Origin of the sequence: Microbacterium hydrocarbonoxydans, from assembly GCF_900105205.1 — a bacterium.
Taxonomy (GTDB): Bacteria; Actinomycetota; Actinomycetes; order Actinomycetales; family Microbacteriaceae; genus Microbacterium; species Microbacterium hydrocarbonoxydans.
This window is the reverse complement of sequence record NZ_FNSQ01000005.1, coordinates 1232561-1246364: the sequence shown is the minus strand read 5'-3', so window position 1 is coordinate 1246364 and position 13804 is coordinate 1232561. Positions and strand designations below refer to the sequence as shown.

The 13804-nt window shown below is 64.7% G+C and carries 16 protein-coding genes; 6 read left to right on the top strand and 10 right to left on the bottom strand.

Annotated elements, in window-relative coordinates; translation table 11 throughout:
* Positions 1 to 6 precede the first annotated feature (6 nt).
* Complete coding sequence (locus BLW44_RS06350) at positions 7 to 948, top strand: epimerase (protein ID WP_082724526.1); 942 nt, start codon at positions 7 to 9, stop codon at positions 946 to 948.
* On the opposite strand, the gene BLW44_RS06345 is transcribed toward BLW44_RS06350, so the two are convergent.
* Genes BLW44_RS06345 through BLW44_RS06335 form a run of 3 tightly spaced genes read right to left on the bottom strand, consistent with a single transcriptional unit; the run spans position 945 to position 2571 of the window.
* The gene (locus tag BLW44_RS06345; protein WP_060926876.1) at positions 945 to 1340 is read right to left on the bottom strand and encodes a PLDc N-terminal domain-containing protein; all 396 of its coding nucleotides are present in this window, start codon (positions 1338 to 1340) and stop codon (positions 945 to 947) included. The genes BLW44_RS06350 and BLW44_RS06345 overlap by 4 nt on opposite strands.
* A 37-nt stretch (positions 1341 to 1377) precedes the next feature.
* Positions 1378 to 2307 carry an aldo/keto reductase gene (locus BLW44_RS06340; protein WP_060926875.1) on the bottom strand — a complete coding sequence of 310 codons (930 nt, stop codon included), beginning with the start codon at positions 2305 to 2307 and terminating at the stop codon, positions 1378 to 1380.
* A 39-nt stretch (positions 2308 to 2346) separates the two neighbouring features.
* Positions 2347 to 2571 (bottom strand): helix-turn-helix domain-containing protein, encoded by a 225-nt coding sequence (locus BLW44_RS06335; protein ID WP_060926874.1) that lies wholly within the window; start codon positions 2569 to 2571, stop codon positions 2347 to 2349.
* A gap of 93 nt (positions 2572 to 2664) precedes the next feature.
* On the opposite strand from BLW44_RS06335, the gene BLW44_RS06330 reads away from it, so the two are divergent.
* From BLW44_RS06330 to BLW44_RS06320, 3 genes are read left to right on the top strand one after another with little or no spacing between them, the layout of a single operon-like run.
* Positions 2665 to 3042 carry a helix-turn-helix domain-containing protein gene (locus BLW44_RS06330; RefSeq protein WP_245647397.1) on the top strand — a complete coding sequence of 126 codons (378 nt, stop codon included), beginning with the start codon at positions 2665 to 2667 and terminating at the stop codon, positions 3040 to 3042.
* A gap of 24 nt (positions 3043 to 3066) precedes the next feature.
* Positions 3067 to 3537 carry an ImmA/IrrE family metallo-endopeptidase gene (locus BLW44_RS06325; protein ID WP_074731642.1) on the top strand — a complete coding sequence of 157 codons (471 nt, stop codon included), beginning with the start codon at positions 3067 to 3069 and terminating at the stop codon, positions 3535 to 3537.
* Positions 3538 to 3541: 4 nt separating this feature from the next.
* A complete protein-coding gene (locus BLW44_RS06320; protein WP_060926873.1) occupies positions 3542 to 4144 on the top strand; it encodes a GNAT family N-acetyltransferase in 603 nt (200 codons plus the stop codon).
* On the opposite strand, the gene BLW44_RS06315 is transcribed toward BLW44_RS06320, so the two are convergent.
* Positions 4145 to 4348: a hypothetical protein gene (locus tag BLW44_RS06315; RefSeq protein ID WP_060926872.1), complete on the bottom strand. Its 204-nt coding sequence runs from the start codon at positions 4346 to 4348 to the stop codon at positions 4145 to 4147. It abuts the gene before it with no gap.
* A 105-nt stretch (positions 4349 to 4453) separates the two neighbouring features.
* Here BLW44_RS06315 and BLW44_RS06310 point away from each other — a divergent pair, with 105 nt between their 5' ends.
* Positions 4454 to 5065: a flavodoxin family protein gene (locus tag BLW44_RS06310; RefSeq protein ID WP_060926871.1), complete on the top strand. Its 612-nt coding sequence runs from the start codon at positions 4454 to 4456 to the stop codon at positions 5063 to 5065.
* A gap of 15 nt (positions 5066 to 5080) precedes the next feature.
* On the opposite strand, the gene BLW44_RS06305 is transcribed toward BLW44_RS06310, so the two are convergent.
* Entirely contained in the window at positions 5081 to 5413 is a 333-nt protein-coding gene (locus BLW44_RS06305) for a DUF7882 family protein (RefSeq protein WP_060926870.1), read from the bottom strand.
* 141 nt (positions 5414 to 5554) lie between these two features.
* On the opposite strand from BLW44_RS06305, the gene pgi reads away from it, so the two are divergent.
* A complete protein-coding gene (pgi, locus tag BLW44_RS06300) occupies positions 5555 to 7234 on the top strand; it encodes a glucose-6-phosphate isomerase (RefSeq protein WP_060926869.1) in 1680 nt (559 codons plus the stop codon).
* A 51-nt stretch (positions 7235 to 7285) separates the two neighbouring features.
* Here pgi and BLW44_RS06295 read toward each other — a convergent pair whose 3' ends face one another.
* The 5 genes from BLW44_RS06295 to nrdH are packed head-to-tail and all read right to left on the bottom strand — an operon-like array spanning position 7286 to position 13382.
* Entirely contained in the window at positions 7286 to 9499 is a 2214-nt protein-coding gene (locus BLW44_RS06295) for an nSTAND3 domain-containing NTPase (protein WP_060926868.1), read from the bottom strand.
* Positions 9500 to 9509: 10 nt separating this feature from the next.
* Positions 9510 to 10490, bottom strand: coding sequence for a class 1b ribonucleoside-diphosphate reductase subunit beta (gene nrdF, locus BLW44_RS06290; RefSeq protein ID WP_060926867.1), 981 nt, complete (start codon positions 10488 to 10490; stop codon positions 9510 to 9512).
* A 49-nt stretch (positions 10491 to 10539) separates the two neighbouring features.
* A complete protein-coding gene (gene nrdE, locus BLW44_RS06285) occupies positions 10540 to 12660 on the bottom strand; it encodes a class 1b ribonucleoside-diphosphate reductase subunit alpha (protein WP_060926899.1) in 2121 nt (706 codons plus the stop codon).
* 20 nt (positions 12661 to 12680) lie between these two features.
* Positions 12681 to 13142 carry a class Ib ribonucleoside-diphosphate reductase assembly flavoprotein NrdI gene (gene nrdI / locus BLW44_RS06280; RefSeq protein ID WP_060926866.1) on the bottom strand — a complete coding sequence of 154 codons (462 nt, stop codon included), beginning with the start codon at positions 13140 to 13142 and terminating at the stop codon, positions 12681 to 12683.
* Positions 13143 to 13148: 6 nt separating this feature from the next.
* Positions 13149 to 13382: a glutaredoxin-like protein NrdH gene (gene nrdH / locus BLW44_RS06275; RefSeq protein WP_042537838.1), complete on the bottom strand. Its 234-nt coding sequence runs from the start codon at positions 13380 to 13382 to the stop codon at positions 13149 to 13151.
* Positions 13383 to 13804 lie beyond the last annotated feature (422 nt).

Genomic DNA, 13804 nt, shown 5'->3' with positions numbered 1-13804 from the left:
GGTTTCATGGGGCAGTACCTGATCCCCCGGCTGCGGGCGGCCGGCCGTGAGGTCATCACCATCTCTCGCACCGGCGCCGACATCGCCTGGGAAGATCAGCGTGCGATCGACCGTGCGGTCGACGGCTCCTCGCTGGTGATCGGACTGGCGGGCAAGAGCGTGAACTGCCGCTACACCGCGGCCAACCGTGCGGCGATCTTCCGCTCGCGCCTGGACACGACCTCGTCGCTGAGCGCGGCGATCGCCGCGGCATCCGCCCCTCCGCCCCTCTGGATCAACTCCTCGACCGCGACCATCTACCGGCACGCCGAGGACCGGCCGATGACGGAGTCCTCCGGCGAGATCGGCAAGGGCTTCTCCGTCGAGGTCGCCAAGGCCTGGGAGCGCGCGCTCTTCGCCGACGAGCTGCCGCACACCCGCAGGGTGGCACTGCGCAGCGCGATTGTCCTCGGAGACGGCGGCGTGCTCGGTCCGCTGCGGAGCATGGCGCGCCTCGGACTCGGCGGAGCCCAGCACGACGGCCCCTGGCCGATCAGCCGAGCACGCCGCAGCGCCGGCACCGGTCACGAGTTCGGAGCCCGCCGCGGGCGGCAGCGCTTCAGCTGGGTGCACATCGAGGACATCGCCCGCATCATCGACTTCATCGAGGCCACTCCGTCACTGGACGGTGCGGTGAACGCCGCGTCGCCGAACCCCTCGGACAACGCCGAGTTCATGTCGATCGTGCGCCAGGCGCTCGGTGTCGGGTTCGGCCCGGCGATGCCGCGCTGGATGCTCGAGATCGGCGCCATCGGCATCCGGACCGAGACCGAGCTGATCCTGAAGAGCCGGTGGGTGATCCCCGAGAAGCTCGCACTCGCGGGATTCGAGTTCGCCTATCCGAAGCTCGAGGATGCCGTGCGCGACTCGTTCGAGCGCGCGGACGCGCTCTCCGGAGCAGCCGTCTAACCGGCGGTCGGCTCCGCATCGGTCGAGGAGTCGCCGTCCTGACGACGGCGCTTCTCGATCTCCTGGCGGAGCCGCCACTCCTCGATCTCGCGGTCGAGGTCGGCGATCTGCTGCTCGGTGCTCCTGGTGTCCACCGGCGTGGTCGGGCGCAGGTCCGGCTGAGGAGCCGTCGGCCGTGCCGCCGGACGCATCCGCGGGATCCGCAGACCGGCCTCGGAGTACTCCCGACCGATCGCGAACCACAGGATGCTGCCGATCAGCGGCAGCAGGATGACGATGATGATCCAGGCCATCTTCGGCAGGAACCGCACCTGGGAGTCGTCGCGCCGGATGATGTCGACGAGTGCGCCGACCATCAGTGCGATGACCAGGAGGGAGAACAGGAACGGCATGTGTTCAGGGTAGACGACGAGCGGGAGTCCTGCCCGGTCAGGGCAGGAGGTGACCCGCCGCGCGGAACAGCTCGTACCACTCGGCGCGGGTGAGCTCGATGTCGGCACCGGCTGCCGCATCTCGCACGCGCTCAGGAGTCGTGGTGCCGAGCACCACCTGCATCTTCGCGGGATGCCGGGTGATCCAGGCGGTGGCGATCGCGATCGGCTCCACGGCGTAGGAGTCGGCGAGGCGGTCGATCACCTCGTTGAGCGCGGCGTACTCCGGGTTGCCGAGGAAGACTCCCGTGAAGAAGCCGCCCTGGAAGGGCGACCACGCCTGGACCGTGATGCCGTTGATACGGCAGTACTCGACGATCCCGCCGCCGTCACGCACGACGCTCTGGTCCTCCCCCGCCATGTTGGCGGCGACCGGCTGCGCGAGGATCGGGGCGTGCGTGATGGACAGCTGGAGCTGATTCGCCACGAGCGGCTGCGTGACCGCGGTGCGCAGCAGATCGATCTGGCGCGGGGTGTGGTTCGAGACGCCGAAGGCGCGGACCTTGCCGGCCGCCTCGAGCTCGTCGAACGCCCTCGCGACCTCCTCCGGCTCGACCAGCGCGTCGGGGCGGTGCAACAGCAGGACGTCGAGGCGATCGGTGCGCAGCGCCTTCAGCGACCCCTCGACCTGCGCGAGGATGTGCTCGTACGAGAAGTCGAAGGTCCCCTCCGCCGGGTTGATGCCGCACTTCGTCTGCAGCACGATCTCGTCGCGTTCGGCGGCGCTCAGGTCGAGCGCCTCCGCGAAGCGTCCCTCGCAGAAGTGCATGCTGCCGCCGTAGATGTCGGCGTGATCGAAGAAGTCGATGCCTGCCGTGCGGGCGGTGTCATAGAGCTCGCGGATCTGGGCGTCATCCTTGTCATTGATGCGCATCATTCCGGCGACGACGGCGGGGGCGGTGGCGGATCCGAAGGGAACGGTCTTCATCCCTCCACGCTAGTGCGCGGGGGGACCAGGGCGCGAGGTTCAGCACGCGGGACGCGCTGGCACCAGTTCCGACACGGGGATGCCGAGAGCCCCGGCGATGTCGCCGAGGTCGACGATCGTGAAGTCGCGCCGCCCCGACAGCATCTCCTGCAGCGCCCGTGGGGCGATGCCCGATCGCGCGGCGAGCCACTGCGGGGTGCGCTCGGCGCGGTCGATCGCGGAGATCACCGCCGCTGCCACCACCTGGCGCGCTTGTGTCGTCATGCGACGACACTACCGCCTCACCCGCCTGCTCGCCTCCACTCACGAGGCGATATGACGGCATCCTGGCGTCGGGCCGGTGCTATCGTGACTCACGTGAAGACACCGGGCGAGCAGTTCAACGCAGCGGTCGGTCGACAGCTGCGAGCGGAGATCGGCGCCGCCGGCAGCAGCGTCGCCGCCATGGCGCGCGAGATCGGCATCGCGCGCAGCGCGCTCGACAACTACGTCACCGGCAAACGAGCGATCCCGGTACCCATCGTCTACGCGGTCGGCGACGTGGTCGACGTCGAGCCCCACCTCATCCTCCGACGCGCGGAGGAGCGGCTCGCCGCCGAGGACGGGCGACGCACGGCGACCATCACCGAGCTCCCCCGCCGCACCGATGTCCGCGGCCACCGCGAAGATGAGTCCGAGGTCGCCTTCGATTCCTCTCTGTCGCACGCCCGCGACACGGACGATCTCTACGACTGACGCTCAGAGCTCGAAGGAGGGCCCGTGGATCGGCTGCTCCGCCTCATCGACGAGAACGGGCTCACCGTGGTCGAGCGGCCGGGGCGATCGTGGGGCGGCTACGAGCCGACGACAGCGACCATCCGCGTCGCGCCCGGGCTCAGTCGGCGTGCAACCAGCAGCATCCTCGCGCACGAGCTCGCGCATGCGATCCTCGGTCATCGCCCGGCCGCCGACCCCGCGCTGCGCGCCCGCCAGGAGCGTCGTGCCGACGAATGGGCGGCGCGGCTGCTGATCACCCCGACGGCCTACGCCGAGGCGGAGGCGATGCGCGGCGCCCACCCGGCGAGCCTCGCCTTCGACCTCGACGTCACGGTCGAGATCGTCACCGCCTATCAGCGGCTGCTGCGTCGGGTCGGCGACGCCACCTACGTCGACCCGCGCATGGGGCGCGACCAATGGGCGCACCGCGCCGTCTGCGACTCCGGCGATGTCGACGTCGCGCTGATTGAATGACACCATGACGTTCCGCACCCCGCCTCGCCCGACCACTCTCACCGGCCGCCTCGTCGAGCTCCGACCGCTGGAGACGTCGCATCACGACGGCCTCCTCGAGGCGCTGACGGAGGGCGACCTGTGGAAGAACGCGTGGTACACGTCGATCCCCTCGCCCGACGGGCTCGCTGCGGAGATCGATCGACGCATCGGCCTGATCGAGTCGAACGGGATGATCCCGTTCACGGCGTTCGACGCCGACGGCCGCACCCTCGGCCTCACCTCGTTCTACGACATCGACGAGGAGGTCCCTCGGCTGCACATCGGGTACACGTGGAACCGCCCGTCAGTGCACGGCACCGGGACGAACGCCGAGTCCAAGCTGCTGCTGCTCCGCCACGCGTTCGAAGACCTCGGCGTCTTCCGGGTGGGGCTCACGACCCAGTGGGTCAACTTCCAGTCCAGGGCGGCCATCGAACGTCTGGGCGCGAAGCAGGACGGCGTCATGCGCGCGATGAGCCGCTATCGCAACGGCGCACTGCGCGACAGCGTCGAGTACTCGATCATCGAGCCGGAGTGGCCAGCGGTGAGGGCGAACCTCGAAGCGCGGCTCGCCCGTCGGGGCTGACTACTCGGTGGCGTTGCCCGACCAGTTGTCGTCGCGACGCGTGGCCGATCCGCGCTGACGCATCACGAAGGCCAGCGACAGGCTGACGATGAGCAGACCCGCGACGAAGACGATCGCCTGGAAGTCCTCGAGCGACTGCGCCAGCCCCATGAGCCAGATGCCTCCGAGGAAGAGGATCATGAAGAAGATGAAGCTGAGGATCACGGGATCTCCTGTCGTAGCGGCCGTCCTCAAGGATACCGCGTAGCGCAGACGCTCCAGCCACGGAACCCCCTGTGCGATCGGCGCGATCGATGATTTCGTCCAGGCATGAACGCACCACTCACCGCCCTCGCGATCTCCTGCACGCTGAAGCCCTCTCCCGCGGAATCCAGCTCCGACCTGCTGGGCTCCCAGATCCTCGCCGCCCTCGCGGAGCACGGCGTCAGCGGCGACCTGGTCAGGGCCGTCGACCACGTGATCAGCCCCGGCGTCGAGATCAACATGGGCGGGGACGACCAGTGGCCGGCGCTGCGGGAGAGGGTGCTCGCCGCCGACATCCTCGTCTTCGTCACCCCGACCTGGATGGGGCAGCACTCCAGCGTCGCGCAGCGTGTGCTCGAGCGCCTGGATGCAGAACTCAGCGAGACGGACGACAGCGGGCGACCGATCCTGTTCGACAAGGTGGCGATCTCCGGCGTCGTCGGCAACGAGGACGGCGCGCACCACATCTCCGCGATCGTCTTCCAGGCACTCGACGACATCGGCTACACCGTGCCGGCGCAGACCTCGGTCTACTGGAACGGCGAGGCGATGAAGGGCATCGACTACAAGGACCTCGATGAGACCCCGGAGGCGGTCGCGCAGGCGACGGCGACGGCCGCTCGCAACGCGGCACACCTCGCCCGATTGCTGAAGGCGGATCGGTACCCGGCGGAGTAGCTCGGGCCCGGTAGCTCAGCCTTTCCGCGCGCTCCCGTCGACGACGCTGGACTGCACGTAGTCGTCGATGACGAGTTCGCCGCTGGCGTTGAGGGCGTGCATCATCTCCTCGATGCGGTGCTTCTCGATGTTCTGCGGGTCGGCGGAGGTGAAGAGGAACTGCAGCGGGATCGCCGGGTGGATCCACACCGTGAGCCGTCCGGTGTCCCCGCCCTCGCGCGGATGCCAGGTCATCATGAAGCTCTCCTGGCGGCGCAGCTTCGTGCCGACGATCACCTTCAGGTGAGCGAGCGTCTCATCGTCGATGAGGATCGGCTCCGAGGTGCCGTCGTATCGCAGTCTTCCCATGAAGGAAACCGTACCCCCGCGCGCGCCTCCGCGTGTACACGCGCGAGATGATTCGGCGCGGCGGTAGGTCACGACCTCGTCACGATCGATCGAAACGTCATGACGCTGCCATGGCGTCGCCGACCGCAGTAGCGTGGATCCATGACCGCTCCCGTTGATCCGACAGCCACTCCCGCCTGGTCCGAGCTCACCGCCCTGCACGAGTCCGTCCGTGCCGATCTCCGAGGCTGGTTCGCCGCTGATGCGAGCCGCGCCGAGCGGTTCTCGTTTCCGTTGGCCGACCTGCACGTCGATCTGTCGAAGAACCTCGTGACCGACGACATCCTCGCAGCTCTCCTGCGTCTCGCTGAGCAGACCGGTGTCGCCGAGCGGTACGCGGCGATGCTCGAGGGGGCGCACCTGAACACCTCCGAGGACCGCGCGGTGCTGCACACGGCGCTGCGTCGGCCCGCCGGCGCCTCCCCCGCCCTCGTCGTCGACGGGCAGGACGTGGATGCCGATGTGCAGAGCGTCCTCGACGCGATGGGCGCCTTCGCGGACCGGGTCCGCGGTGGCGACTGGCTCGGCGTCACGGGCAAGAAGGTCACCCACGTCGTGAACATCGGCATCGGCGGATCCGATCTCGGCCCGGTGATGGTGTACGAGGCGCTCAAGCCCTTTGCGGATGCCGGCATCGAGGCGCGCTTCGTGTCGAACATCGACCCCACCGACCTCGCGCAGAAGACGGCGGATCTCGACCCCGAGAACACGCTCTTCATCGTGGCCTCGAAGACGTTCACCACCCTCGAGACGCTCACCAACGCGCGCCTCGCGCGCGAATGGCTGTGGGCGGGGCTCACGGCATCCGGAGCGATCTCCGACGCGGACGACGCCCGTGCCGACGCGGTCGCCCACCATTTCGTGGCCGTGTCGACGGCGCTCGACAAGGTCGCAGCCTTCGGCATCGATCCCGCCAACGCGTTCGGCTTCTGGGACTGGGTGGGTGGACGCTACTCGGTCGACTCCGCGATCGGCCTCTCGCTCGCGATCGCGCTGGGACCGGAGGCGTTCCGCGACCTGCTCGCGGGCTTCCATGACGTCGACGAGCACGTGCGCACGACGCCGCTGGAGCGCAACGTCCCCGTGCTGATGGGCCTGCTCAACGTCTGGTACGGCAACTTCCACGGGGCGCAGTCGCACGCGGTGCTCCCCTACGCGCAGCAGCTGAGCCGGTTCCCCGCGTACCTGCAGCAGCTGACGATGGAGTCCAACGGCAAGTCCGTGCGCTGGGACGGCACCCCCGTCACCACCGACACGGGCGAGGTGTTCTGGGGAGAGCCGGGGACCAACGGCCAGCACGCCTTCTACCAGCTCATCCACCAGGGCACGCGGCTGATCCCGGCGGACTTCATCGCCTTCGTCAACCCCGCGTACCCGCTGTCCGACGGCGGTCAGGACGTCCACGAGCTGTTCCTCGCGAACTTCCTCGCCCAGACCAAGGCGCTCGCCTTCGGGAAGACCGCGGAGGAGGTCGAGGCCGAGGGCACGACGGGTGCGCTCGTCGCCGCGCGCACCTTCGCCGGCAACCGCCCGACGACCTCGATCTTCGCGCCGGCGCTGACCCCGCGCGTGCTCGGTCAGCTCATCGCGCTGTACGAGCACATCACGTTCACCCAGGGCACCATCTGGGGCATCAACTCGTTCGACCAGTGGGGTGTGGAGCTCGGCAAGCAGCTCGCGATGCAGATCGCTCCGGCCATCGGCGGCGACGAGTCGGCCATCGAGGCGCAGGACGCGTCGACCAGGGCGCTGCTCGCCTACTACCGCGAGAACCGGAAGTAGGGGGCACAGCAAGAAGGGGCGGATGCCGCAGCATCCGCCCCTTCTTCATGCTTAAATCAAAGCGAACAAGCCGTCGAGTCCACCGGCCCCGCCTTCGGAACCTCTCGTACTCGAGTTCCAGCGGCTCTCCCGATAATCATCCTCGTCTGGCTCCCATAAGCTAGCCATCTTCGCCTCGATGCGACCGGCGACATCCCCGACATCGCCTTCTATGTAGCCAAGGTACCCTTCAACTGAGTTGAGCATCTCGTACTCTGTAGAGAAGCCGTACCGGTCGTAGTTTTCAAGAGCATCTTCAATCTGATTCAAGAGCCACTGCTCAATATCCTCGGCCAGTTCACCATCGACGGCGCGTTCGAACTCGAGCACTGTGGGCAAAGCTGCGATGTCCATCGTCTCTTCCCAAGACTCACGCATCGCATCTAACAGAGCGTCCTTCTCGTCAGCGTTTAGGAACGGCTCAAGCGCCCAAAACGCCGCGGTGAGGGTTTCCTGGTCACCCACGCGAGGCGCGTATCTGCACAGCGCCACATGGAGCGCGCCGACTATCTGGAGCGGTCGCCCCTGAGGCGCCCTTTGACGAAGAGCTTCTGCAACAGACCGCACGATTCGAGCGCCGAGATCTGCTTCCTCCGTTCGGGCGAGAATTTCATGAACGGAGAGGAACAAGTCGTCCATGGCCTGAACCTGTGACTCGCGGCTCAATTCGGACCATACTTTCGAAGTCCGCGAGTCGTTCGACGATATCAGCGGGAGGACCTCAGCGAGTGCAGACGGAGACGCGGCCGATAGGTAGCGGCTGAAAATCTCGCTTGAGGTGATCAAAGCACCGACCAGGAAGTCGCGTATGCTCGGGTTCTTTGGCCCTAGACTAACCGTTCCCGCATCGTCCCGCACAATATTAATGAAGATGCCCTCAAGCACGTCGAGATCTTGATCCGAAATCCGCCGAGTTTCCCCCATAGCGGCGAGGATCCGGTGCGCTGTATCGACCGCCCGCTTGCGGTCAGTCGGTCGCGAGCGACTGCCCGCTACAGCGGCCAAGACTCTTTGGGGCGCGTTTAGCTCAACCGCGAATATGTTCGTCCAGAGCGATCCAGGATGCTCGAATGCATCAAGCATGAATTCAGCGAAGCCGGAGTTAGCGGCGACACCACCTCTTGCGAGCGCTGCGCTCACAACGGATTCGATTAGACGAGGATTGTAGTTCCGGTGGAATACAATCTCCCGGTACGCCTTGCCCTTCTTCAGACTCGCGCGCGCGGCTTCACCGAGAATTGAGTAATATACGTGATTAAATAATATTTGCCCCTTCTCGAAATCCGAATACGACCCTACGTCCACTACAATCTTCGAGTTGAGGACATGCGGTTGACGAAGCTTGCTATAGGTCATCTGAGCCGATGCAAGAATATATTCACGAGTCGTCAATATCAACTTATGAGTCTTTGACTCGGAAAGGCGACGAGCCATGATGTCCAGCGCGTGGTCTTCGCCCCTGTCCAGCTTCTCCATGAGACTCGTCTGCCCAAGAAAGTCGTCGTACAGGAATATCTGTTTCTGCCCTGGGCGCCAAACCTCTTCGACTTCCGTGGCGGACCGAACGTCGAACACGTCGTAGTCGCTCGCGACGTACGTGAGCGCGATCGACTCCGCGATTGTCGTCTTACCAACCCCGGGCGGGCCGGTGATGATACACATTCCATCCCGATCAAGGATGTCGTGAACATCACTAACCGCGTCGCTAGAAACAAAGTACTTAACCTTCGACGTGGCCCTTTCGAGAAAGTACCTTTGTCGATCCAGAATCGCATGATTTAGCACATCTTCTAGGACCGCGAGGCTTGAGAGATAAAGCTTTACATGAGTGCGTTCCACGTTCGGGTGGCGACTCAAGAGGTTTTCGAGGTCAACGACTCCGAGGACGCGCTCTGGCACAAGCCCCTGGTCAGAGAAGAGTTCGCTGGTTGACTTCTTCGAGGCCGGCGTCGCTCGTGCGCTCGTCGCGAGCCAGTACTCTCCGAATTTCAACCCTCCTAGCTTCGCCTGCTCTTTCTTAAGTTTCGCCTGAATTCCGCTCAACGCGCTGTCTGGATGGTGCTTGCACTGCACGGTCCTTAAGTTCTTGCCACGAAGTAGTCGCACATCCGTGCCGCCGTCCTTCCCCGGAGAAAAAGACTCGAGGAGGACTTTCCATTCTGCCTGCAGAAGGTCGCGAACGAGGATTTCGAAGTCGTAGGCCGAGAGTGCCCCAAATGCGCGCATATCCCGTGACTCAGAAGTCCCAGTCGTCGTCTTCCGTCGCCTCGGCCTTGCCGATGACGTAGGAGGAGCCGGAGCCCGAGAAGAAGTCGTGGTTCTCGTCCGCGTTGGGCGAGAGCGCCGACAGGATCGCCGGGTTCACGTTCGTGACGGTCGAGGGGAACATCGCCTCGTAGCCGAGGTTCATCAGCGCCTTGTTGGCGTTGTAGTGCAGGAATTTCTTGACGTCCTCGGTCAGGCCGACGCCGTCGTAGAGGTCCTGCGTGTACTGCACCTCGTTGTCGTAGAGCTCGAACAGCAGGTTGAAGGTGTAGTCCTTCAGCTCCTGGCGACGCTCCTCGGTCTCCTTCTCGAGACCCTTCTGGAACTTGTAGCCGATGTAGTACCCGTGCACGGCCTCGTCGCGGATGATGAGGCGGATGAGGTCGGCGGTGTTGGTGAGCTTCGCCTTCGACGACCAGTAGATCGGCAGGTAGAAGCCCGAGTAGAACAGGAACGACTCGAGCAGCGTCGAGGCGATCTTGCGCTTGAGCGGGTCGTCGCCCTGGTAGTAGTCCATGATGATCTGAGCCTTCTTCTGAAGGTTCGGATTCTCGGTGGACCAGCGGAACGCCTCGTCGATCTCCTTCGTCGACGCGAGGGTCGAGAAGATCGAGGAGTAGCTCTTCGCGTGCACCGATTCCATGAAGGCGATGTTGGTGTACACGGCCTCCTCGTGCGGGGTGATCGCATCGGGGATCAGCGAGACCGCGCCGACGGTGCCCTGGATGGTGTCGAGCAGCGTGAGTCCGGTGAAGACCCGCATGGTGAGCAGCTGCTCTTCGGGCGTCAGCGTGTTCCACGACTGGACGTCGTTGGACAGCGGCACCTTCTCGGGCAGCCAGAAGTTGTTCACCAGGCGGTTCCAGACCTCGAGGTCCTTGTCGTCCTGGATGCGGTTCCAGTTGATCGCCTGCACGCTGTCGACCAGCTTGAGCGGGGGGTGAGGAGTCATGATTCTTCGTCGTTTCTCGTGTTCAGCCTGGTTCTAGGTCAACAACAGGTCAGAGCATGCACGAGACGCACTCGGTCATGTCGGTGCCCTCGAGCGCCATCTGACGCAGACGGATGTAGTAGATCGTCTTGATGCCCTTGCGCCATGCGTAGATCTGAGCCTTGTTGATGTCACGCGTCGTGGCGGTGTCCTTGAAGAACAGCGTCAGCGACAGGCCCTGATCGACGTGCTGGGTGGCCGCGGCGTACGTGTCGATGACCTTCTCGTAGCCGATCTCGTACGCGTCCTGGTAGTACTCCAGGTTGTCGTTCGTCATGAACGGCGCCGGGTAGTAGACGCGGCCGAGCTTGCCTTCCTTGCGGATCTCGATCTTCGACGCGATCGGGTGGATCGACGACGTCGAGTTGTTGATGTACGAGATCGAGCCGGTCGGGGGCACAGCCTGCAGGTTCTGGTTGTAGATGCCGTGCTCCTGGATCGACGCCTTCAGCGCCACCCAGTCCTCCTGCGTCGGGATGTGCTTGCCCGCGAAGAGCTCCTTGACCTTCTCGGTCTCGGGCACCCAGGCGCGCTCGATGTACTTGTCGAAGAACTCCCCCGACGCGTAGGTCGAGTCGGCGAAGCCGTCGAAGGCCTGCTTGCGCTCGATCGCGAGGTTGTTCGAGGCGCGCAGCGCGTGGAACAGCACCGTGTAGAAGTAGATGTTCGTGAAGTCGATGCCCTCTTCGGACCCGTAGTGGACGTGCTCGCGAGCGAGGTAGCCGTGCAGGTTCATCTGGCCGAGGCCGATCGCGTGCGAACGGTCGTTGCCGTCCTCGATCGAGCGGACCGAGCGGATGTGGCTCTGGTCGCTGACCGCGCTCAGCGCACGGATCGCGGTCTCGACGGTCTGACCCAGGTCATCGGCATCCATCGACAGCGCGATGTTCATCGAGCCGAGGTTGCAGGAGATGTCCTTGCCGATCTGGTCGTACGACAGGTCGTCGTTGTAGGTCGTCGGCGTGTTCACCTGCAGGATCTCGCTGCAGAGGTTGGACATGTTGATGCGGCCCTTGATCGGGTTGGCCTTGTTCACCGTGTCCTCGAACATGATGTACGGGTAGCCCGACTCGAACTGGATCTCGGCGATGGTCTGGAAGAACTCGCGCGCGTTGATCTTGGTCTTCTTGATGCGCGGGTCGTCGACCATCTCGCGGTACTTCTCGGTGACCGAGATGTCGCCGAACGGGACGCCGTAGACCTTCTCGACGTCGTACGGCGAGAAGAGGTACATGTCCTCGCCGTTCTTCGCCAGCTCGAACGTGATGTCGGGGACGACGACACCCAGCGACAGCGTCTTGATGCGGATCTTCTCGTCGGCGTTCTCACGCTTGGTGTCGAGGAAGCGCATGATGTCGGGGTGGTGCGCGTTGAGGTACACCGCACCGGCACCCTGACGGGCTCCGAGCTGGTTGGCGTAGCTGAAGCTGTCTTCGAGGAGCTTCATGACCGGGATGATGCCGGAGGACTGGTTCTCGATCTGCTTGATCGGTGCGCCGGCCTCACGGATGTTCGACAGCAGCAGCGCCACGCCGCCACCGCGCTTGGAGAGCTGGAGGGCCGAGTTGATGCCGCGGGCGATCGACTCCATGTTGTCTTCGATGCGCAGCAGGAAGCAGCTGACGAGCTCGCCGCGCTGGGCCTTGCCCGCGTTGAGGAACGTCGGGGTCGCGGGCTGGAAGCGGCCGGAGATGATCTCCTCGACCAGGGCGACGGCGAGCTGCTCGTCGCCGTCGGCGAGGCCGAGTGCCGTCATCACGACGCGGTCCTCGAAGCGCTCGAGGTAGCGCTTGCCGTCGAAGGTCTTCAGCGTGTAGCTCGTGTAGTACTTGAAGGCGCCGAGGAAGGTCTCGAAGCGGAACTTCTTGCCATACGCGAGGTCGTTGAGCTTCTGGATGAACTCGAGCGAGTACTGCTCGATGACCGCCGGCTCGTAGTACTCCTTCTCGACCAGGTAGTCCAGACGCTCCTTGAGGGAGTGGAAGAACACGGTGTTCTGGTTGACGTGCTGGAGGAAGTACTCGCGGGCCGCGCGCTTGTCGGCATCGAACTGGATCTTGCCGTTCGCGTCGTACAGGTTCAGCATCGCGTTGAGGGCGTGATAGTCCAGGCCCTCGTAGGTCGGGTTCATCTTGAACGCCACCGTATCCGTCACTGAGTCGGCTCCTGCCTGCTCGTCAACTGCGGTACCCACCGTCGCTCCAATCCGTCGCTCACGCGATCAACATCGTCTTGTGTGCCGAAGATCTCGAGCCGATACAAGTGAGGCACGTTGCACTTGCGGCTGATGATGTCACCGGCGAGACAGAACGAGTCGCCGAAGTTGGTGTTTCCCGCAGAGATGACTCCGCGGATATGACGCCGGTTGCGCTCGTCGTTGAGGAACCGGATGACCTGCTTGGGCACCGCGCCTCGTTCGACGCCGCGCCCCTCACCCCCGCCATAGGTGGGGGTGACCAGGACGTAGGGCTCGTCGATGACGAGCTCTTCGTCCTGGCGGTGAAGGGGGATGCGTCGGGCCGGAAGCCCGAGCTTCTCGACGAAGCGTGCGGTGTTACCCGACGCGCTCGAGAAGTAGACCAGGAGCGGCGCAGCGGTCGCGACGGCGCTCATGGGCGATCACGCCAGACGCGAGGCGAGCTCGTCGATCTTGTCGGGACGGAAGCCCGACCAGTGACCCTCGTCGGTGACGACGACGGGTGCCTGCATGTAGCCGAGCGCCTTGACCTGCTCGAGCGCCGTGGCGTCTTCCGAAAGGTCGAGGATCTCGTACTCGATGCCCTTGGCGTCGAGCGCGCGGTAGGTGGCGTTGCACTGAACGCAGGACGGCTTGGTGTAGACGGTGATCGACATCTTTTCGCTTCCCCTCAAATCTCTGACCTGCCCCCTCGAGCAGGTGTTTTCCGGCAGACCCGCGCCGGGAACTCAATACTACATATAGGTGCGGACATTCAGACGGACCACAAGGGCTAGTAGTTACATCCGTGTAGTTTTCCACCGCTCTCCACTGATACAACACAGGTTCTCCACCGTTTCTTCCACAGGCGCAGCCCCCTTGACAGCGCCTCCGAACCGCGAGAAATCGCGGCTGGGAAGCACCTGGGAGAGATCCATCCACAGGGGGGACGATACGAGGGGGTTCGGACATCCGATTTTCTGTGGAATCGACGATTCGGCGTGTCGCGGCGTGTCGCGTCGGACCCGCTTCGACCACGGTGACCGGCTCCCGGTAGCGTGGACCCGTGGCGGGATATCGGGACCTTCTTCGCACGCCC

Coding starts and splice junctions, on each gene's coding strand:
- BLW44_RS06350 (WP_082724526.1), top strand. CDS start 7: ATGGGGCAGTACCTGATCCCCCGGCTGCGGGCGGCCGGCCGTGAGGTC.
- BLW44_RS06345 (WP_060926876.1), bottom strand. CDS start 1,340: ATGCCGTTCCTGTTCTCCCTCCTGGTCATCGCACTGATGGTCGGCGCA.
- BLW44_RS06340 (WP_060926875.1), bottom strand. CDS start 2,307: ATGAAGACCGTTCCCTTCGGATCCGCCACCGCCCCCGCCGTCGTCGCC.
- BLW44_RS06335 (WP_060926874.1), bottom strand. CDS start 2,571: ATGACGACACAAGCGCGCCAGGTGGTGGCAGCGGCGGTGATCTCCGCG.
- BLW44_RS06320 (WP_060926873.1), top strand. CDS start 3,542: ATGACGTTCCGCACCCCGCCTCGCCCGACCACTCTCACCGGCCGCCTC.
- BLW44_RS06310 (WP_060926871.1), top strand. CDS start 4,454: ATGAACGCACCACTCACCGCCCTCGCGATCTCCTGCACGCTGAAGCCC.
- BLW44_RS06305 (WP_060926870.1), bottom strand. CDS start 5,413: ATGGGAAGACTGCGATACGACGGCACCTCGGAGCCGATCCTCATCGAC.
- pgi (WP_060926869.1), top strand. CDS start 5,555: ATGACCGCTCCCGTTGATCCGACAGCCACTCCCGCCTGGTCCGAGCTC.
- BLW44_RS06295 (WP_060926868.1), bottom strand. CDS start 9,499: ATGCGCGCATTTGGGGCACTCTCGGCCTACGACTTCGAAATCCTCGTT.
- nrdF (WP_060926867.1), bottom strand. CDS start 10,490: ATGACTCCTCACCCCCCGCTCAAGCTGGTCGACAGCGTGCAGGCGATC.
- nrdE (WP_060926899.1), bottom strand. CDS start 12,660: ATGAACCCGACCTACGAGGGCCTGGACTATCACGCCCTCAACGCGATG.
- nrdI (WP_060926866.1), bottom strand. CDS start 13,142: ATGAGCGCCGTCGCGACCGCTGCGCCGCTCCTGGTCTACTTCTCGAGC.
- nrdH (WP_042537838.1), bottom strand. CDS start 13,382: ATGTCGATCACCGTCTACACCAAGCCGTCCTGCGTTCAGTGCAACGCC.